The following is a 16,672-nucleotide window of genomic DNA, read 5'->3' as shown; positions in this document are numbered from 1 at the left end:
GGCATCAGGGCGAAGCGCGCCGGCGCTGCTGCATCTCGCGGCCCATCGCGTCGATCTCGGCCGCGTCGCAGCGCGAACGCGCAGCAGGAAAGACCAGTCCCTCCTCGACGGGCAGGTGCGCGGCGTACAGCGCCAGGAAGGCCTCGGCCTGCGCACGCATCGGCGCACCGGCCGGGCCGGTGGCACCCGCTTCGGCCCAGGGGGCCAGGCCCGGCCTCAGCGCGGCCCAGCACAGCGACATGCGTTCGTGGTCAGCGCGCAGGCGCTGCACTGCCTGCACGAGCGCGTCGTCGCCGCTGGCCAGCAGGCGCGGGAACACGTGCTGCTCTTCGTCTTCGTGGTGGTGTGGCGCGGCGAGGTCGAAGTAGCGCAGCACGTCGCGCGCCGCCGAGCGGCTTTGCGCGTCGTGGCCATGCCGATCGACATGGACGAGCAGCCTTGCGAGCAGGTCGAGGCTGCGGCGCACACGGTCGTGGCAGGCCTCGAGCATCTCGAAGGGTTGCTCGAAGCCGACGGCCGGGGCGCTGTGCAGCAGATCCTTCGTCGACACCATGGCGCTGTGAGCATACGCGCTCAGCGCGGCGGAGCCAGCGGCTCGCCGAGCGTGCGCCGCCACAGCCAGGGCAGGCCGCGTGACAGGTCCAGGCGGGTACCCACCTGCACCGGCGGGATCGTCGGCACCGGCGCGCTGTGCCGACGCGCCACTTCGAAGGTGAAGATGTAGTTCGGCTCCTGGCCCATGCGCAGGTCGCTGAGCAGCACACGGTCGCCTTCGAGCCGCAGCTTGTAGAAACCCTTGCTGAAGGCGGCGATGCGCTGCACCGCGTCCAGCCCCTTCAACTCCTCGGCCAGCGCGGCGCCGCGCTCGAAGCGGTCGAACGCCATCAGGGGCGTCGTGTCGAGCAGCGATCGGAAGCCTTCGTGGAACTGATCGCCGGAAACGGCCACCACGCGCCACAGCACCGAACTGAAGGCCGCCGGCGTGACAAGCACGCGCTCGGCCTGGATGCCCTGCGCCGCCAGCGACGCGCGCGCGACGCGCTCCACCTGCTGTTGCGCGAAGACGCCCCACGCCAGATAGGCCGTGCTGAGCACCAGGCCGGCAACATTGGCTGCCAGGCCGCGGCCCGTGCCGCGCGTGGCCAGCGCCCAGCCCGCTCCGGCGAGCAAGGGCAGCGTGTACAGCGGGTCGATGATGAACACGCTGCCCACGGCGAACGGGTGGTTCGACCAGGGCAATGCGAGCTGCGTGCCGTACACCGTCATCGCATCGAGCAGCGGGTGGGTGACCAGCGCCAGCCAGATGGCCAGCCACCAGCGCCGCCACTGTGCCCACTCGCCATGCAGTCGGGCGATGCCGGCGGCCAGCGGCAGCGAGAAAAGCGTCAGCCAGAACGGCGCGTGCGTCTCGGCGCGGTGCAGCACCATGTTGCGGACAGGGTCGCCGTGGTCGATGAGCACGTCGAGATCCGGCAAGGTCCCGGCGACCGCGCCCCACAGCGCCGCCTTCCACACCGCCGTGCGGCGGCCCATCGTGGCCACGCCGACGGCGGCCCCCAGGGCGATCTGCGAGAGCGAGTCCATGGAGGCGCATTCTGCGTTGCCTGCGCGCGGCTTGTCGCCGCACCTAGAATCGCAAGGCCTTTGCCGGGCACGCCCTCGAACGAATGGAATCCTGCCGTGGACCTGAAGCTACCGATCACCATCATCAGCGAGCTGAGCGAGGGCGAGGTGCGCGCGACCGGCGAACTCGACCTGGCCAGCGGCGAGATCCGCAAGGTGCAGTACCAGGACTACGACCTCGAGGCCCAGGGCCTGCCCGCCGAGCGCGAGGACTACGAGTTCACGCTGGGCGTGCTGAGCAGCGGCACGCGCGAGGTGGAGTTCCGCGTCGAGGTCGATGCGATGGCAGGCACCTACTCCGTCACGCCGAGCGAACTGCTCGAACTCAAGGGGCGCGCGGCCAAGCTCTTCACGCAGGCCCCGCCGCGCCACACGCACTGAGGCGAGCGGCGAGCGGGTACGCCCGCTTGAAGCCGGCGCGCTGCCTCGATGCCCGGCACGCGCCGACTTGTCGCGCAACCGTCATCTGGCCGTCACGACACGTCTAGATGATCGCTCCGTCCACCAACGGAGCGTGCCATGGGTCCCTGTGCGATCGAGGTCGAATCGCTGCGCAAGAGCTTCGGCGGCCAGCCGGCACTGCGCGGCGTGTCGCTGCGCGTCGAGCACGGTGAGATGGTGGCGCTGCTCGGCGCCTCGGGCTCCGGCAAGTCGACGCTGCTGCGTCACCTGAACGGCCTGCATCGCGCCGATGCCGGCTCGGTCAGCGAGGTGCGGGTGCTCGACCGCGTGGTGCAGCGCGGCGGCGTGCTCGCCGCGGACATTCGCCGACAGCGCGCCGACGTGGCCGCCATCTTCCAGCAGTTCAACCTGGTCGATCGCCTGCCGGTGATGGTCAACGTGATGGCCGGTGCCTTGCACCGGCTGCCGCTGTGGCGCGCGATGACGCGGCGCTTCCCGCCCGCCGAGTGCCAGCGCGCCTGGCAGGCCCTGCATCGCGTGGGCATCGAGCGCTGCGCCTGGCAACGCGCCTCGACGCTGTCCGGCGGTCAGCAGCAGCGTGCCGCCATCTCGCGCGCGCTGGTGCAGGAAGCCAAGCTGATCCTGGCCGATGAGCCGGTCGCATCGCTCGACCCGGCCTCCAGCCGCTGCGTGATGGAGCTGCTGGCTGGACTCAACCGCGAATTGGGCGTGACCGTGCTGGTCTCGCTGCACCAGGTCGAACACGCGTTCGCCTTCTGCCCGCGCACGATCGCGCTGCGCGCCGGTGAGGTCGTCTACGACGGGCCCACCACCGCGCTGAGCGCGGAACGCCTTCGCGCGCTTTACGGCTCGCAGAGCGACGAGCTGTTCGCCCCCGCCGAACGCCAGCTGCCGCTGGCCGTGCCCGCGCTGCGCGCGGCCTGAATCCGCTTCCAGACAACCCGAGGAGTCCCACATGAAGACCTGGATCACCACGCTCGGCCTCGCGGCCGGGCTCGCCTTCGCCAGCACCGCCGGAGCACAGCAGAAGGAACTCAGCTTCGGCATCATTTCGACGGAGTCGTCGGCCAACCTGAAGAGCACCTGGCAGCCGCTGCTGGACGACATGCAGAAGGTCACCGGCTACAAGGTGAACGCCTTCTTCTCGACCGACTACGCCGGCATCATCGAAGGCATGCGCTTCAACAAGGTGCAGGTGGCCTGGTTCGGCAACAAGTCGGCCATGGAAGCGGTGGACCGCGCCGGCGCCGAAGTTTTCGCCCGCATGACCCAGCCCGACGGCGGCACCGGCTACTGGAGCCTGATGATCGTCCACAAGGACAGCAAGCTGCAGACCCTGCAGGACGTGCTGAAGGACCGCCAGCAGCTGACGCTGGGCTTCGGCGATCCGAACTCGACCAGCGGCGCGCTGGTGCCCGGCTACTACGCCTTCGCCCAGAACGGCGTCGACCCGGTGAAGGACTTCAAGCGCACCGTGCGCGCCAACCACGAGACCAACATCCTCGCGGTGGCCAGCCGGCAGATCGACGTGGCCACCGTGGCCAGCGACGGCGTCGACCGCATGAAGATCAAGCTGCCGGAGAAACACGCCGAGTTGCGCGTGGTCTGGCGCTCGCCGCAGATCGCCAGCGACCCGATGGCCTGGCGCAAGGACCTCGACGCCGACGCCAAGCAGAAGGTGAAGGACTTCTTCCTCGCCTACGGCAAGGAAGCGCGCGAGAAGGAGATCCTCGCCAAGCTGACGATCGGTGGTTTCATCGCCTCCAGCAACGACCAGCTGCTGCCGATCCGCCAGCTCGCCCTGGCCGGCGAGCGCGGCAAGGTGGAAGCCGACACGACGATCTCGGCCGAGGAGAAGGCGCGCAAGCTCAAGGACATCGACGCCCGCTTGGCCGAACTGGGCCGCCAGGTGGCCAGCGCCGCGAAGTGAGGCAGCGGCCAGCATGAGTTCGACCAGCCTGCCGACGCTGCCGCGCAGCGTCACGCCCGCCCAGCCCGGAACGCAGTGGCCGGCGCTGCTCGGCTGGGGGCTTCTGCTGGCCATCCTGGCAGGCAGCTGGCGCGGCGCCGACATGCGCCCGCTGGACCTGCTGCGCGATGCCGGCAACATGGCGCAGTACGCGCAGGGCTTCTTTCCGCCCGACTTTGCCGACTGGCGCCACTACCTGTCCGAGCTGGTGATCACGCTGCAGATCGCTCTGTGGGGCACCGCGCTGGCCATTCTCTGCTCGGTGCCGTTGGCGCTGCTGGCGGCCAGCAACATCACGCCCTGGTGGATCCATCAGCCGGTGCGCCGGCTCCTCGACGCCTGCCGCGCGATCAACGAGATGGTGTTCGCGCTGCTGTTCGTCGTCGCGGTCGGGCTCGGGCCCTTCGCCGGCGTGCTGGCGCTGTGGATCCACACCACCGGGGTGCTCGCCAAACTGTTCTCCGAGGCAGTCGAGACGATCGACCCGCAGCCCGTCGAAGGCATCCGCGCCACCGGCGCGCACCCGCTGGCCGAGATCGTCTTCGGCGTGATCCCGCAGGTGATGCCGCTGTGGATCTCCTACGCGCTGTACCGCTTCGAATCCAACGTGCGCTCGGCCTCGGTGGTGGGCATGGTCGGCGCGGGCGGCATCGGCATGGTGCTGTGGGACGTGATCCGCGGTTTCCAGTACGCCGAGACCGCGGCGGTGCTGATCATGCTGGTGGTGTCGGTCTCGGTGATCGACGTGCTGTCGGCGCAGGTGCGCAAGCGCCTCATCTGAACCTCAGGAGCCAGGCCATGGATCTCACCGGGCGCATCGAGCAGCTCTTCGCGGCCCATGGCCATGTGCCCTACGAGGGCGCGCGGCGCGAGGCCATCAGCGCACTCGCGCACGCGCTGCAGTGCGCGCAGCTCGCCGAGTGGGCGAATGCGGACGAGTCGCTGGTGGCCGCCGCGTTTCTGCACGACGTGGGGCACTTCCTCGCCGCCGAGGCGATCGCCCGCTCGGACCGGGTCGATGACCGCCATGAGCTGCTGGCCATCCCCTTTCTCTCGGCGGGCTTCGACGAGTCAGTGACCGAGCCGGTGCGCCTGCACGTCGAGGCGAAGCGTTTCCTCGTTCGCGTCGACCCGCACTACGCCAGGCAGCTGTCGCCCGCGTCGTTGCATTCGCTGGCCTTGCAGGGCGGTGCGATGAGCGACGACGAGATCGACCGCTTCGAGGCGCTGCCTTTCGCCCGTGATGCGGTGCAGTTGCGCCGCTGGGACGACCTGGCCAAGCAGCCGGGCAAGCCGACGCCCTCGCTGGCGTACTACCTCGCGCTGCTGGAAGACGTGCGCGAGCGGCCCTTCACCGACTCGCTGACCGGCATCGGCGCCACCGACCTCGCCTGACCCTCGATCAGTCGCCAGATCAGGCGACACGCTCGCCGGCGACGAAGACCGAGCGCACCACCGGGTGCGCATCGAGTTCGCGCACGCGCACCAGGTCGCCGCGTTGCCCCGGCTCGATGCGGCCGCGGTCGTGCAGGCCGGCCGCCTCGGCCGGCCCGCGGCTGACCACCTGCATCGCCTCCGGCAGCGAGAACCCGGCGTCGCGGTGCAGGCACCAGGCCGCCTGCAGCAGGCTGCCCGGCACGTAGTCCGACGACAGGCCGTCGAGCACGCCTTCACGCGCCAGCGTGATGGCCGCCACGTTGCCCGAATGCGAACCGCCGCGCACCACGTTCGGCGCGCCGGCGATCGTCTTGAGGCCATGGCGATGCGCATGGCGCGCCGCCTCCAGCGTGGTCGGGAACTCGCTCATCGACGCCCCCATTTCGCGTGCCTCGTCGACATGCGCCAGCGTCGTGTCGTCGTGCGTGGCCAGTGCCACGCCATGCTCGCGCGCGAAGTCGGCGAACCAGGCCCGGTGCGGCTGTGCATACTGCGCCTGGCGCTGCGGGGCGATGCGCATCTCCTCGGCGAACTTCGCGTCGCTCCAGCCCTTCTTGCCGGTGTAGTAGATTCGCGCATGCTCGATGTCGGTCCACTGGCGCTGGCCCGGCGTGTGGTCCATCAGCGAGATCAGGCGCAGCCGGCGGTGGCCGGCGAAGGGCTCGAACAGTTCCAGCGCATTCGGTGCCGGCAGCTCGCAGCGCACGTGGATCAGGTGCTGGCTGCGCAGCGCGCCGGCCGCCTCGAGCTGGTCGAGCACCTCGAGCAGGGCGCTCTGATCGCGCGAGCGGAAGCCGTCGCCGTACGGGTCGCCGACGCCGATGGCGTCGAGCACCGTGGTGATGCCCGCCGAGGCGAGCTCGGCATCGTGGGCCTGCATCGCCGCGCGCATCGGGAAGCTCACCTTGGGGCGCGGCATCACGTGGCGCTCGAGGTTGTCGGTGTGCACCTCGACGAGCCCGGGCAGCAGCAGGTCGCCCTCGAGATCGATCGCCCCGGCCACCTGGCTGGCGCCGGCATCGACCGAGGCGATGACGCCGTCGACCACGCGCACCGTGCCGCGCGGCAGGACCTCGTGGCCGAGCACCACACGGGCGTTGGTGAAGATCTGTTCGTTCATGCTGGCTTTCGTGGCCGGTCAGGCGGTGCCGAAATCGACGCGGCGGTCGGCCACGGCGTCCCGGACCTCCTCGTCGTGGAAGATGCCGACGATGGCGCTGCCGCGCTGCTTGGCCTCGCGGATCAGCTCGATCACCACGCGGCGGTTGGCCGCATCCAGCGAGGCGGTGGGCTCGTCGAGCAAGAGCAGCCGCGCCGGCAGGATGAAGCCGCGCGCGATGTTCACGCGTTGCTGCTCGCCGCCGGAGAAGGTCGCCGGCGGCAGGCCCCACAGCCCGGCGGGCAGGTTCAGCCGCGAGAACAGCGCGCGCACCTGTTCGCGTGCGGCTTCAAGCGCTGCCATGTACGGCGTGTCGTCGAGCGGGTCAGCATCGGCCTCGGGATCGGCGGGCTCCGCCTGCAGCAGCCGCTCGGCCACCGCATCGAGCGCCGCCTGCCGCGGCAGCGCGCGCAGGAACTGGCTCACGTAGGCGATCTCGCGCCGGCGCAGCGCGATCAGTTCGCGTGGCGCGGCGGCGGCGAGGTCGACGCGCTGCCCGTCTTCGCGCTGCAGCCAGAGTTCGCCCGCATCGACGGCGTAACTGCCGTACAGGCACTTCATCAGCGTCGACTTGCCGCGGCCCGAGGGGCCGACCAGCGCCACGCACTCGCCGGCATGGACCTGCAGGTCCATGCGGTCGAGCACCGGCAGGCGCAGGCCGTCGCGCAGGTGCAGCGTGAAGTGCTTGTGCACGCCTCGGGCTTCGAGCACGGGCGCGGCCATCGGGGCGCCGTTCATGCCGACACCACCGACGAGACGAGCAACTGCGTGTAGGGATGCTGCGGGTCGTCGAACACCCGGTCCGTCAGCCCCTGCTCGACGATGCGGCCCTGGCGCATCACCAGCGTGCGGTGCGCCAGCAGCCGCGCCACGCCGAGGTCGTGCGTCACGACCAGCGCCGACAGGTGCAGCCGGCCGACGAGCAATCGGATCAAGTCGAGCAGGCGGGCCTGCACCGAGACATCCAGCCCCGACGTCGGCTCGTCCATCAGCACCAGGCGCGGGCGCGTCACCAGGTTGCGCGCGATCTGCAGGCGCTGGCGCATGCCGCCGGAGAAGTCGCGCGGCGAGTCGTCCAGCCGCGCCGGGTCGAGCTCGACGCGGTCCATCCAGCGCATGGCCGTGTCGCGCAGCGTGGCGTAGCGCCGCTCGCCCTGCCCCATCAGGCGCTCGCCCACGTTCGCGCCGGCGCTCACGTTCATGCGCAGGCCCTCGTGGGCATGCTGCGCGACGAAGCCCCATTCGGTGCGCGCCAGCTCGCGGCGCTCGCGTTCGCCGGCGGCATGCACGTCGAACTCGCGGCCGTCGCGGCGCCGGTAGAGCACGCGGCCTTCGGTGGGCTGCAGCCGCCCGGCGATGCAGTTCAGCAGCGTGGACTTGCCCGATCCCGATTCGCCGACGATGGCCAGCACCTCGCCGGGGTGCAGCTCGAGCGAGGCCTCGCGCACCGCCCACGGTGTCTGGCCGGCCGCGTCGCGAGCGCCGGCAAAGCGGTGGCTGAGCTGCTGCACGCGCAGCAGAGGCTGAAGTTCGTTCATGCGCGCGTCTCCTGCTGCTCGCGGCAGTGGTCGGTGTCGGAGCATGTCCACAGCGTCGTGCCTTCGTCGGTCGCCACCTCGTCGAGGTAGCTCGTGGTGCAGCCGCACAGCTCGCAGGCATGCCCTTGCGGCTCGATGCGGAAGGGGTGGTCCTCGAAGTCCAGGCTCTTCACGTCGGTGTAGGGCGGTACGGCATACAGGCGCTTCTCTCGCCCGGCGCCGAACAGCTGCAGCGCCGGCATGCGGTGCATCTTCGGGTTGTCGAAGCTCGGGATCGGCGAGGGCGACATCACGTGCCGGCCATGCACCAGCACCGGGTAGTCGTAGGTGGTGTCGATGCGCCCCCACTGCGCGATGTCTTCGTACAGCTTCACGTTCATCAGGCCGTACTCGGCGAAGGCGTGCAGCTTGAGCGTCTCGCGGCGGCGCGCCTCCAGCTTGAACAGCGGCTCGGGCTGCGGCACCTGGTAGACGATGATCTGCGCCTCGGTCAGCGGCCGCTCCGGGATGCGGTGGCGCGTCTGGATGATCGTCGCATCCGCCGTGCGCTCGGTGGTCCGGGCCTCGGTGGTGCGGGCGAAGAAGCGGCGGATGTTGACGGCGTTGGTGGTGTCGTCGGAGCCCTGGTCGATCACCTTGAGCACGTCGTGCTGCCCGATCACCGCTGCCGTGACCTGGATGCCGCCGGTGCCCCATCCGTAGGCCAGCGGCATCTCGCGCGAGCCGAACGGCACCTGGTGGCCCGGAATCGCGACGGCCTTCAGCAGCGCGCGGCGGATCATCCGCTTCGTGCCCTCGTCGAGGTAGGCGAAGTTGTATCCGTTCATCGTGAGCGCTCCTCGCGCAGCGCGCGCACCAGCAGCAGTTCGGATTCGAAGGTCACGTAGTGCGGCAGCTTCAGGTGCTGCACGAAGCCGGAGGCCTCGACGTTGTCGCCGTGCGAGAGCACGAACTCGCTGTCCTGCGCCGGGCTGGTGAGCTGCTCGTCGAACTCGTCTGCGCGCATCACGCGGTCCACCAGCGACATCGCCATCGCCTTGCGCTCGCCATGGCCGAACACCAGGCCCTGGCCGCGGGTGAACTGCGGCGGCTGCGTGGCGCTGCCGGCGAATTGGTTCACCATCTGGCAGTCGGTGAGCTCGATCTCGCCGATCTCGATCGGGAAGCCGAGTTCGTCGGGCACGATCTCCAGCGGCACTGCGCCGTGGCGGATCTCGCCGGCGAACGGGTGCGTGTAGGCATAGCCGCGCTGCGTGGAGTAGCCCATGCCGAGCACCCAGCCTTCGTCGGCGCGGGCGAGCATCTGCAGCCGGGCGGTTCGCGGCATCGGGTGCGAGGGCGGGTCGCGGGTGATGTCGGGCGGCTCGGGGTCCCCGCCGCTGGGCACACAGGGTTCGATCAGGCCTTGTGCTGCGAGCTCGTCGATCGGGCTGCGCAGCGGGGCATTCGGGTCGGCCTCGAAGGCAACGCGTGTCACGGGCTCGACGGCGGTACCGGCGCGGGCCAGCTCGAAGTCGAGCAGGCGCTGCGTGTAGTCGAAGCTGGGCCCGAGCAGCTGCCCGCCCGGCACGTCCTTGAAGATCGCCGACACCCGGCGCTTCACGCGCATGCGGGCGGTGTCGACCGGCACGCTGAAGCCCAGGCGCGGCAGCGTGGTGCGGTAGGCGCGCAGCAGGAAGACGGCCTCGATGGTGTCGCCGCGTGCCTGCTTGAGCGCCAGCGCTGCCAGGTCCGGGTCGTACAGCGAGGCCTCGGCCATCACCCGGTCTACGCCCAAGCGCAACTGCTCGCGCAGCTGGTCGGCACCGAGCTCGGGCACCTCGGTGTCGCCGCGGCGTGCCGAGGCCAGCAACTGCAGCGATGCTGCGATCGCCTGCTCGCCGCCCTTGACTGCGATGTACATGCGATCAGCCTTCGACGGTGACGCGCGTGGTGCGCGGGATCGCGGCGAGGGTGTCGCCGCAGCACAGGATCAGGTCGATGCCGCGCGGGTAATCGGCCTCCATCGCGGCGCGAGCCCGCCAGAACGGCGCGTCCAGGCCGCTGACGACCAACACCTGCGTGCTCTCGATGCCGGGGCCTGCCAGTCGCAAGCGCGTGGACGAGGACGCCGCGCCCTGCGCCTGCAGCGATGGCACTTCGACGAGCAGCGTGGCGCCGGACTGCGGCACTTCGTCGGTGCCGGCGCTGAGTGCCGACCAGGTCGCGGGCTGTGCCCGGTCGGCAGGACACACCACGAAGGCTGCGTCGCCCACGTTGGCCAGCGTGCGCACACCGGTGTGGAAGCGCAGGTAGTTCAGGCCCTCGGCCCCGGCCAGCGCGGGATCGATCCACAGGCTGGTCTCGGCGTCGAGCAGCGTCAGCAGCAGCGCGGTCATGCCGCGCGCCAGCCCCGGCGGCTCCATCCCTGCGAGCACCGGCTCGGGCAGCGCCTGAATGCAACCCGGCCTCGACATGGCCTCGAGCAGCGCACGAAACGCCTGCTGCGCTGCGTGCACCGGTTGCGCGAAGCCACGGCCGACGGTGGCCAGTCGATCCGCTGCGGGGTGGCCCAGCACCGCGCTCATGCGGCCTCCGGCTGCAAGGTGAAGAAGCGCACACGGCTGGCTTCGGTGCGTGCCCGCTCGTCGCGGTCGATCTGCGCACGGCATTCGCGCAGCGGCTCCACCACGTTGCGGCACAGCAGCGCGTGCAGGGCCTCGACCTGCAGCAGCGCGTCGAGCTGCGCCACGCGCTCGGCACGCGGCGCGTCGAGCCCGAGCACGTGGCCGACGCCGGCCACCTGCTCGCCGCCGATGGCGCGGTGCCGTACGGCGCAGCGCGTGACGGTCGCTTCGCCGATGTTGAAGCGGTCGCCGGCATTGCCGATGCGCGCGCGCACCATCATCAGCCCCTGCTCTGGCGCGCGCAGCCATTCGAAGCGGTACTCGCCGAGCACCGGCGCCGCCAGCCGCGCGAGTTCGGCGGATGGTGCGCGCGCGAGGACGCGCAGCCAGTCGGCCCGGCGGGCCTGCGGCGAAGAGGGAGGGTGGGTCATGCGGATGTCATCTAGACGACTCAAGATGACGGCCAGTGTCTGCAGGACCCATGACAATTTGTTGACCATGCTCGACGACAACACCCTCTCGCTGACCACGCACGACGTGCCTGTCCCGCCGACGGCACGCTGGTCGCAGATCGCCGCTGCGCTGCGCGCGGACATCGCCGCCGGCCGCTTCGCGCCAGGCACGCGCCTGCCCAACGAATCGGTGCTCGCGGAGCGTTTCGGGGTGCACCGGCACACGCTGCGTCAGGCCGTGCGACAACTGGTGCACGAAGGGCACCTGCGCGTCGAGCAGGGCCGCGGCACCTTCGTGCGCGAGCTCGTGCTCGACTACGCCTTGAAGCGCCGCACGCGCCTGAGCGAGAACCTCGCCGAAGCGGGCGAGCGTGCGCAGCGTGAACTGCTTCGCCACGAGACGACGCTGGCCGGCGAATGGTCCGATCCGCTGCGCCTGTCGCCGAGTGCCGAGGTCGAGGTGCTGCACACGCGGGCCACGGTGCGCGGCCGGCCGATCGGCCTGTCCACCACCGCCTACCCGGCGGCTCGCCTGCGCGGCATGGGCGATGCGTTCCGACAGGCCGGTTCGATCACCGGCGCCCTGCAGCGCCTGGGCGTGCACGATTACCAACGCGCCGGCAGCACGGTATCGTGTCGGCTGCCCAGCGCGCAGGAAGCGGATGCGCTCGCCCGCGCGGCCACCGAGCCGGTGCTGGTCGTGCAGTTCCACAGCGTCGACAGCGATGGCGTGCCCGTCGAGGCCGGCCGCACCCTCTTTGCGGCGGACGCCGTGCAACTCACCGTCTCGCACGAAGCATGACGATCGACGCCGCGACATCGCGCCACGCGGTCTATTTCGCGCCGCCGCCGGGGCATCCTCTGTGGCGCCTGGGCTGCCGCTGGCTGGGCCGCAACGACAGCGATTCAGGCCCGGTCGGCGCGCCAGCGCATTCGCTGGTCGCCACGCCGTGGCGCTACGGCTTCCACGCGACGCTGAAGGCGCCGATGGCGCTGGCGGCCAACGTGCGCGGATCGGACTGGCTCGCGGCCGTGCGCGCCCTGGCGGCGCGGCACGCGCCGTTCGAGATGCCGACGCTGCGCGTGGCGCTGCTGTCGGACTTCATTGCCTTGCGACCGGTCGAGCCGCTCGAGCCTTCGCACCCGCTGAGGCAACTGGCCGACGACTGCGTGATCGCGCTGGACCCGTGGCGGGCGCCGGCCACCGCGGCCGAGCGAGAGCGGCCCTCGCGCGCGCCGCTGGACGCTCGCCAGCGCGAGAACCTGGATCGGCTCGGCTACGCCTTCGTGCTCGACGACTGGCGCTTCCACATGACGCTGAGCAGCAGCCTGGCCGGGGTCGATGCCGACCGCATCGCGGCACTGCGTGCCTCGGCCTCGCGGCACTTTGCGCCGGCGCTGGGGCAGCCCCTGATGTGCGAGCACTTGTGTGTCTTCGTCGAGCCCGCGCCGGGCGAACCGTTCGAACTGCGCCATCGCTTCGCGCTGGGAACCCCATGAACCTGCTTCAAGGACATTCGCACCGCTTGCTGGTGATCGTCGGCGCCTCCGGCGCCGGCAAGGACAGCGTGCTGCGGGGCTGGCTCGCGTCGCTGCCGCAGGAGCTCCGCCCGCACCTCGCGCGGCGCACCATCACACGCGCCGGTGGCGATTCGAGCGAGGCCCACGAGGCCATCGACGAAGCCGGCTTCGGCGCGGCGCGGGCGGCCGACGCCTTCGCCTTCGCGTGGCAGGCGCATGGGCTGCATTACGGCGTGCGCTGGTCCGAGCTCGCGCCCCTGGGCCAAGGCCGCTGGGTGGCGATGAACGGATCGCGCGCCCACCTGGGCGCGCTGCGCGCTGCGGCACCGCAGGCCCATGTGATCGAAGTCGTCGCTGCCGACGTCGTGCGCCAGGCGCGCCTGATGAGCCGCGCCCGGGAAGCCGGCGCGAGCATCCTGGATCGGCTGCAGCGCAGCGTGCCCGCAGGGTCCCTCGACCAACGCATCAGCAACGACGGAGATCTCGCCACGGCTGTCGCCCAGCTCGGCGGCTGGTGGCAAGGTCTTTCCGCGCCGGTTCAGCTGCCATGAGGCCCCGCATCCTCGTCACCCAGCCGGTGCATGCGGACGTGGCCGAGCGGCTGGCCCAACTCGGCTCGCTGGACATGCATGCCGGCCCCGAGCCCCTCGGCCGGCAGGCGCTGGCGCAGCGCCTGGTCGGCGCCACGGCCGTGATCGGCTTCATGACCGACCGCATCGACGCGGCGGTGCTGCGCGAGGCACGCGAGCTTCGCGTCGTCGCCTGCGCACTCAAGGGCTTCGACAACTACGACGTGGAGGCCTGCACGCGCGCCGGCGTCTGGGTGTCGATCGTGCCGGACCTGCTGACCGCGCCGACCGCCGAACTCGCCGTCGGCCTGGCCATCGGGCTCGGCCGGCACCTGCGCCACGGCGACACACTCGTGCGCGAGGGCCGATTCCGCGGCTGGCGCCCCGTTCTGTACGGGCACGGCCTGTCCGGCAGCACGGTGGCGGTTCTCGGCATGGGCTGCGTCGGCCGGGCCATCGCCGAGCGGCTGCGCGGCTTCGGCTGCCGCCTGCTGGGGGTGGACCGGATCAGCGCGATGCCAGCCGGCGTCGAGGGCGCAACGCTCGACACGGCGCTGGACCAGGCCGACCTGCTGATCCTGGCCTTGCCGCTGACCGACTCGACGCTGCACCTCATCGGCGAACACGAGATCGCTCGGGCGCGGCGCGGCGCGCTGTGGGTCAACGTCGGCCGGGGCAGCGTTGTCGACGAGGCCGCCATGGCACGGCACCTGGCCAAGGGCCAGGCCGGCGGCTACGCCGCCGATGTGTTCGAGTGCGAGGACTGGGGCTTGCCAGCGCGGCCGGCCGAGGTGAGCGTGGCACTTCGCGCGCACGACCGAACCCTGTTCACGCCGCACCTCGGATCCGCCGTCACCGACGTTCGCCGAGCCATCGAGCACCGCGCCGTCGACAACGTCGAGGCCGTGCTCAAGGGCCTGGCCCCGGGCGACGCGATCAATCGCGTCGGCCTGCGGGCCTGAGAGGCTGGCTCAGTCGGCCTTCTTCGGCCGGCCCGGCTTCAGCGGGGCGAGGGCGTTCAAGGCCGCTTGCAGCGACGCGTCGTTGAGCCCGGCCAGTGCCTGCAGGCCCGCGCGCAGCAGTTCGCTCTTCTTGGTCGGTCGCTTGAAGCCGATCGCGCGCTCCTTGAGCACGGCGATGAGGGCGAAGTCCGATTGCGGCATCGTGAAGCTGTCGCGCACCAGCTTGGCCTTCAGCTTGGGCGGCTTGGCGGGTGCCGCGGCCTTCGGCGCGGGCGCGGGCATCTTCACCGCGACGCGCTTGGCCGGCGCAGGTGCCGGCTTCTTCGCGGCCGGCTTGGCCGACGCCTTGGGCGCGGGCTTGGCGGGCGGTTTCGCCGCCGCACGAGGCTTGGATGCAGGGGTTCGGGTGGCCATGGAGGGGCTCCTTGTATTGGTGTAAATGATTTATACCATATCGAATCACCGTCACGCTGCTGCCACATCCATGCGCCAGACTCGCGCGCATGAACATGCTGATGGATCCTGCTCTGAACGCCGTGCCCGCCTCCGGCTGGGACGCCCCGCTGTGCACCGCCCTCATCGACGAGCTGCAGGCGCTGCGCAGCGCGATGCTCGCGCACGAGAGCGCGCTCGCCCCGTGGATCGCCGCGGCCCACCCGGAGCGCAGCGCCAGCGCGCGCAACCTGGCCCACTACCTGGCCATGCGCAGCATCGATGCGCGGGCGCTGCAGGAGCGCCTTTCGCGGCTGGGCCTGTCGTCGCTGGGGCGCGCCGAGACGCATGTGATGGCCAACCTCGACAAGGTGCTCGGCCTGCTGCACGTGCTGACCGGCCGGCACTGGGACAACCATGACCCGGACGAACCGACCGGCTTCGGCAGCGGCCGCGAGCGTCTCGAGCGGCACAGTGCCCGCCTGTTCGGCTCCCCCTCGCCGCACCGTCGCGTGCGCATCATGGTGACGCTGCCGTCGGAGGCCGCCCACGATGCGGCGCTGGTCGGCGCCCTCGTGCATGCCGGCATGGACGTGGCACGCATCAACTGCGCGCACGACGAAGCGCCGGCCTGGGCGGCGATGGCCTCGCACGTGCGCCGCGCTGGCGGAACCAGCGGCCGCGCCGTGCAGGTGCTGATGGATCTGGCCGGGCCGAAGATCCGCACCGGCGCCATCATGGCGGGGCCGGGCGTGCTCAAGGTGAAGCCGGCCCGCGACGAGTATGGCTTCGTCACGGCACCGGCGCTGCTGGGCCTGCGCGCGCTCGGCTCGAGCGCGCCGGTCGACGGTGCGGCCGAACTGATCGAGGTCGATCCGGACTGGCTGGCGCAGCTGCGGCCCGGTGACCGCATCGATTTCACCGATGCGCGTGCGGCGACGCGGCGGCTCACCGTCGTCGACGAACGCACCGGCGGCGTGCTCGTCGAATGCAACCGCACCGCCTACCTCACCGCCGAGACAAAGCTGCGACTAAACGGCCGCGACGTCGAGGCGCCGGAGTCTGCGGTTCGGGGCCTGCCCGCGACGAGCGGGCGCATCCGGCTGTTCCGCGGCGACACGCTGCGGCTCACGCCCGAGGGCATCGGCCATGCGGCCACCCATGGCTCGCACGCACGCCGGGTGGCGCCGGCCACCGTCTCCTGCACGCTGCCGCAGGTGCTCAAGCAGGTGAGCAAGGGCGAACATGTCTGGTTCGACGATGGCCGCATCGGCGGCGTGATCACGCGCGTCGCGGCGCGCGGCGTGGACGTGGAGATCACCGACGTGGCCGACGGCGGCCAGGACCTCGGCGCCGACAAGGGCATCAACTTCCCCGACAGCGAACTGGACCTGCCCGCGCTGACCGACAAGGACCGCGCCGACCTGGACGTGGTGGCGCGCCATGCGGACCTGGTCGGCCTGTCGTTCGCGCAGTCCGCCACCGACGTGCGCATGCTGCGCGAGGAGCTTGTGCGGCGCGACGCAGCGCAGCTCGGGTTGATCCTGAAGATCGAGACGCGACGCGGTTTCGAGCACCTGCCCGAACTGCTCTTCGAGGCCCTGGTCTCGCCGGCGTCCGGCGTGATGATCGCGCGGGGCGACCTGGCGGTGGAATGCGGCTTCGAGCGCCTGGCGGAGGTGCAGGAAGAGATCCTCTGGGCCTGCGAGGCAGCCCACATGCCGGTGGTGTGGGCCACGCAGGTGCTCGAGTCGCTGGCCAAGAAGGGGCTGCCTTCGCGCGCCGAGATCACCGACGCCGCGATGGGCGAGCGTGCCGAGTGCGTGATGCTCAACAAGGGCCCGCACATCCTCGACGCGATGCGGACGCTCGACGACGTGCTGCACCGGATGCAGGAGCATCAGTCCAAGAAGCGCCCGCTGCTTCGTGCGCTGAAATCCTGGAACCGCGTGCGCGGCTGAGGTGCAGGCCCCGCCGGAGC

At 71.1% G+C, this 16,672-nt stretch carries 20 protein-coding genes; 10 read left to right on the top strand and 10 right to left on the bottom strand.

Annotated features, from left to right (window positions below; translation table 11 throughout):
- Positions 1–4 precede the first annotated feature (4 nt).
- Both HZ992_RS00865 and HZ992_RS00860 read right to left on the bottom strand, forming a co-directional pair.
- Entirely contained in the window at positions 5–553 is a 549-nt protein-coding gene (locus HZ992_RS00865) for a hemerythrin domain-containing protein (protein ID WP_209384805.1), read from the bottom strand.
- Between the two features lie 20 nt (positions 554–573).
- Positions 574–1,584 (bottom strand): metal-dependent hydrolase, encoded by a 1,011-nt coding sequence (locus HZ992_RS00860; RefSeq protein ID WP_209384804.1) that lies wholly within the window; start codon positions 1,582–1,584, stop codon positions 574–576.
- Between the two features lie 96 nt (positions 1,585–1,680).
- On the opposite strand from HZ992_RS00860, the gene HZ992_RS00855 reads away from it, so the two are divergent.
- From HZ992_RS00855 to HZ992_RS00835, 5 genes are all read left to right on the top strand, one after another.
- Positions 1,681–2,004 carry a hypothetical protein gene (locus HZ992_RS00855; protein ID WP_209384803.1) on the top strand — a complete coding sequence of 108 codons (324 nt, stop codon included), beginning with the start codon at positions 1,681–1,683 and terminating at the stop codon, positions 2,002–2,004.
- Positions 2,005–2,142: 138 nt separating this feature from the next.
- Complete coding sequence (gene phnC / locus HZ992_RS00850; protein ID WP_209384802.1) at positions 2,143–2,970, top strand: phosphonate ABC transporter ATP-binding protein; 828 nt, start codon at positions 2,143–2,145, stop codon at positions 2,968–2,970.
- Between the two features lie 31 nt (positions 2,971–3,001).
- A complete protein-coding gene (gene phnD / locus HZ992_RS00845; protein ID WP_209384801.1) occupies positions 3,002–3,976 on the top strand; it encodes a phosphonate ABC transporter substrate-binding protein in 975 nt (324 codons plus the stop codon).
- Positions 3,977–3,989: 13 nt separating this feature from the next.
- Entirely contained in the window at positions 3,990–4,796 is an 807-nt protein-coding gene (gene phnE, locus HZ992_RS00840) for a phosphonate ABC transporter, permease protein PhnE (RefSeq protein WP_209384800.1), read from the top strand.
- 17 nt (positions 4,797–4,813) lie between these two features.
- Positions 4,814–5,410: an HD domain-containing protein gene (locus HZ992_RS00835; RefSeq protein WP_209384799.1), complete on the top strand. Its 597-nt coding sequence runs from the start codon at positions 4,814–4,816 to the stop codon at positions 5,408–5,410.
- Positions 5,411–5,429: 19 nt separating this feature from the next.
- Here HZ992_RS00835 and HZ992_RS00830 read toward each other — a convergent pair whose 3' ends face one another.
- The 7 genes from HZ992_RS00830 to phnG are packed head-to-tail and all read right to left on the bottom strand — an operon-like array spanning position 5,430 to position 11,186.
- On the bottom strand, positions 5,430–6,572 hold the full coding sequence (locus tag HZ992_RS00830; protein ID WP_209384798.1) for an alpha-D-ribose 1-methylphosphonate 5-triphosphate diphosphatase: 1,143 nt from the start codon (positions 6,570–6,572) through the stop codon (positions 5,430–5,432).
- Positions 6,573–6,590: 18 nt separating this feature from the next.
- On the bottom strand, positions 6,591–7,349 hold the full coding sequence (gene phnL / locus HZ992_RS00825) for a phosphonate C-P lyase system protein PhnL (protein ID WP_245213318.1): 759 nt from the start codon (positions 7,347–7,349) through the stop codon (positions 6,591–6,593).
- Entirely contained in the window at positions 7,346–8,149 is an 804-nt protein-coding gene (gene phnK, locus HZ992_RS00820) for a phosphonate C-P lyase system protein PhnK (RefSeq protein ID WP_209384797.1), read from the bottom strand. Before phnK ends, phnL begins: the two co-directional genes overlap by 4 nt.
- Positions 8,146–8,976, bottom strand: coding sequence for an alpha-D-ribose 1-methylphosphonate 5-phosphate C-P-lyase PhnJ (locus HZ992_RS00815; RefSeq protein WP_209384796.1), 831 nt, complete (start codon positions 8,974–8,976; stop codon positions 8,146–8,148). The genes phnK and HZ992_RS00815 overlap by 4 nt, the downstream gene beginning before the upstream one ends.
- Positions 8,973–10,052 (bottom strand): carbon-phosphorus lyase complex subunit, encoded by a 1,080-nt coding sequence (locus tag HZ992_RS00810; protein ID WP_209384795.1) that lies wholly within the window; start codon positions 10,050–10,052, stop codon positions 8,973–8,975. The genes HZ992_RS00815 and HZ992_RS00810 overlap by 4 nt, the downstream gene beginning before the upstream one ends.
- Before the next feature lie 4 nt (positions 10,053–10,056).
- Positions 10,057–10,716, bottom strand: coding sequence for a phosphonate C-P lyase system protein PhnH (gene phnH / locus HZ992_RS00805; RefSeq protein ID WP_209384794.1), 660 nt, complete (start codon positions 10,714–10,716; stop codon positions 10,057–10,059).
- Positions 10,713–11,186, bottom strand: a complete 474-nt coding sequence (gene phnG, locus HZ992_RS00800; protein ID WP_209384793.1) for a phosphonate C-P lyase system protein PhnG — start codon at positions 11,184–11,186, stop codon at positions 10,713–10,715. The genes phnH and phnG overlap by 4 nt, the downstream gene beginning before the upstream one ends.
- Positions 11,187–11,253: 67 nt before the next feature.
- On the opposite strand from phnG, the gene phnF reads away from it, so the two are divergent.
- From phnF to HZ992_RS00780, 4 genes are read left to right on the top strand one after another with little or no spacing between them, the layout of a single operon-like run.
- Positions 11,254–12,009 carry a phosphonate metabolism transcriptional regulator PhnF gene (gene phnF, locus HZ992_RS00795; RefSeq protein ID WP_209384792.1) on the top strand — a complete coding sequence of 252 codons (756 nt, stop codon included), beginning with the start codon at positions 11,254–11,256 and terminating at the stop codon, positions 12,007–12,009.
- Positions 12,006–12,707, top strand: coding sequence for a DUF1045 domain-containing protein (locus HZ992_RS00790; protein WP_209384791.1), 702 nt, complete (start codon positions 12,006–12,008; stop codon positions 12,705–12,707). Before phnF ends, HZ992_RS00790 begins: the two co-directional genes overlap by 4 nt.
- Entirely contained in the window at positions 12,704–13,279 is a 576-nt protein-coding gene (locus HZ992_RS00785) for a ribose 1,5-bisphosphate phosphokinase PhnN (RefSeq protein WP_209384790.1), read from the top strand. The genes HZ992_RS00790 and HZ992_RS00785 overlap by 4 nt, the downstream gene beginning before the upstream one ends.
- Positions 13,276–14,259 (top strand): NAD(P)-dependent oxidoreductase, encoded by a 984-nt coding sequence (locus HZ992_RS00780; protein ID WP_209384789.1) that lies wholly within the window; start codon positions 13,276–13,278, stop codon positions 14,257–14,259. The genes HZ992_RS00785 and HZ992_RS00780 overlap by 4 nt, the downstream gene beginning before the upstream one ends.
- 9 nt (positions 14,260–14,268) lie before the next feature.
- Here HZ992_RS00780 and HZ992_RS00775 read toward each other — a convergent pair whose 3' ends face one another.
- Positions 14,269–14,673 (bottom strand): hypothetical protein, encoded by a 405-nt coding sequence (locus HZ992_RS00775; protein ID WP_209384788.1) that lies wholly within the window; start codon positions 14,671–14,673, stop codon positions 14,269–14,271.
- Between the two features lie 89 nt (positions 14,674–14,762).
- Here HZ992_RS00775 and HZ992_RS00770 point away from each other — a divergent pair, with 89 nt between their 5' ends.
- Positions 14,763–16,652 (top strand): pyruvate kinase, encoded by a 1,890-nt coding sequence (locus HZ992_RS00770; RefSeq protein WP_209384787.1) that lies wholly within the window; start codon positions 14,763–14,765, stop codon positions 16,650–16,652.
- The last annotated feature ends 20 nt before the right edge of the window (positions 16,653–16,672 follow it).

This window comes from Rhizobacter sp. AJA081-3, from assembly GCF_017795745.1.
Lineage (GTDB): Bacteria > Pseudomonadota > Gammaproteobacteria > Burkholderiales > Burkholderiaceae_C > Piscinibacter.
This window is presented reverse-complemented; position numbering and strand designations above follow the sequence as displayed.

What these genes read in the sequence shown, in the direction of transcription:
- HZ992_RS00865 (WP_209384805.1), bottom strand. Translation starts at nt 553, where the DNA reads ATGGTGTCGACGAAGGATCTGCTGCACAGCGCCCCGGCCGTCGGCTTC.
- HZ992_RS00785 (WP_209384790.1), top strand. Translation starts at nt 12,704, where the DNA reads ATGAACCTGCTTCAAGGACATTCGCACCGCTTGCTGGTGATCGTCGGC.
- HZ992_RS00810 (WP_209384795.1), bottom strand. Translation starts at nt 10,052, where the DNA reads ATGTACATCGCAGTCAAGGGCGGCGAGCAGGCGATCGCAGCATCGCTG.
- phnD (WP_209384801.1), top strand. Translation starts at nt 3,002, where the DNA reads ATGAAGACCTGGATCACCACGCTCGGCCTCGCGGCCGGGCTCGCCTTC.
- HZ992_RS00830 (WP_209384798.1), bottom strand. Translation starts at nt 6,572, where the DNA reads ATGAACGAACAGATCTTCACCAACGCCCGTGTGGTGCTCGGCCACGAG.
- phnH (WP_209384794.1), bottom strand. Translation starts at nt 10,716, where the DNA reads ATGAGCGCGGTGCTGGGCCACCCCGCAGCGGATCGACTGGCCACCGTC.
- phnE (WP_209384800.1), top strand. Translation starts at nt 3,990, where the DNA reads ATGAGTTCGACCAGCCTGCCGACGCTGCCGCGCAGCGTCACGCCCGCC.
- HZ992_RS00835 (WP_209384799.1), top strand. Translation starts at nt 4,814, where the DNA reads ATGGATCTCACCGGGCGCATCGAGCAGCTCTTCGCGGCCCATGGCCAT.
- HZ992_RS00790 (WP_209384791.1), top strand. Translation starts at nt 12,006, where the DNA reads ATGACGATCGACGCCGCGACATCGCGCCACGCGGTCTATTTCGCGCCG.
- HZ992_RS00860 (WP_209384804.1), bottom strand. Translation starts at nt 1,584, where the DNA reads ATGGACTCGCTCTCGCAGATCGCCCTGGGGGCCGCCGTCGGCGTGGCC.
- phnG (WP_209384793.1), bottom strand. Translation starts at nt 11,186, where the DNA reads ATGACCCACCCTCCCTCTTCGCCGCAGGCCCGCCGGGCCGACTGGCTG.
- phnC (WP_209384802.1), top strand. Translation starts at nt 2,143, where the DNA reads ATGGGTCCCTGTGCGATCGAGGTCGAATCGCTGCGCAAGAGCTTCGGC.
- phnL (WP_245213318.1), bottom strand. Translation starts at nt 7,349, where the DNA reads ATGAACGGCGCCCCGATGGCCGCGCCCGTGCTCGAAGCCCGAGGCGTG.
- HZ992_RS00780 (WP_209384789.1), top strand. Translation starts at nt 13,276, where the DNA reads ATGAGGCCCCGCATCCTCGTCACCCAGCCGGTGCATGCGGACGTGGCC.
- phnK (WP_209384797.1), bottom strand. Translation starts at nt 8,149, where the DNA reads ATGAACGAACTTCAGCCTCTGCTGCGCGTGCAGCAGCTCAGCCACCGC.
- HZ992_RS00815 (WP_209384796.1), bottom strand. Translation starts at nt 8,976, where the DNA reads ATGAACGGATACAACTTCGCCTACCTCGACGAGGGCACGAAGCGGATG.
- phnF (WP_209384792.1), top strand. Translation starts at nt 11,254, where the DNA reads ATGCTCGACGACAACACCCTCTCGCTGACCACGCACGACGTGCCTGTC.
- HZ992_RS00775 (WP_209384788.1), bottom strand. Translation starts at nt 14,673, where the DNA reads ATGGCCACCCGAACCCCTGCATCCAAGCCTCGTGCGGCGGCGAAACCG.
- HZ992_RS00770 (WP_209384787.1), top strand. Translation starts at nt 14,763, where the DNA reads ATGAACATGCTGATGGATCCTGCTCTGAACGCCGTGCCCGCCTCCGGC.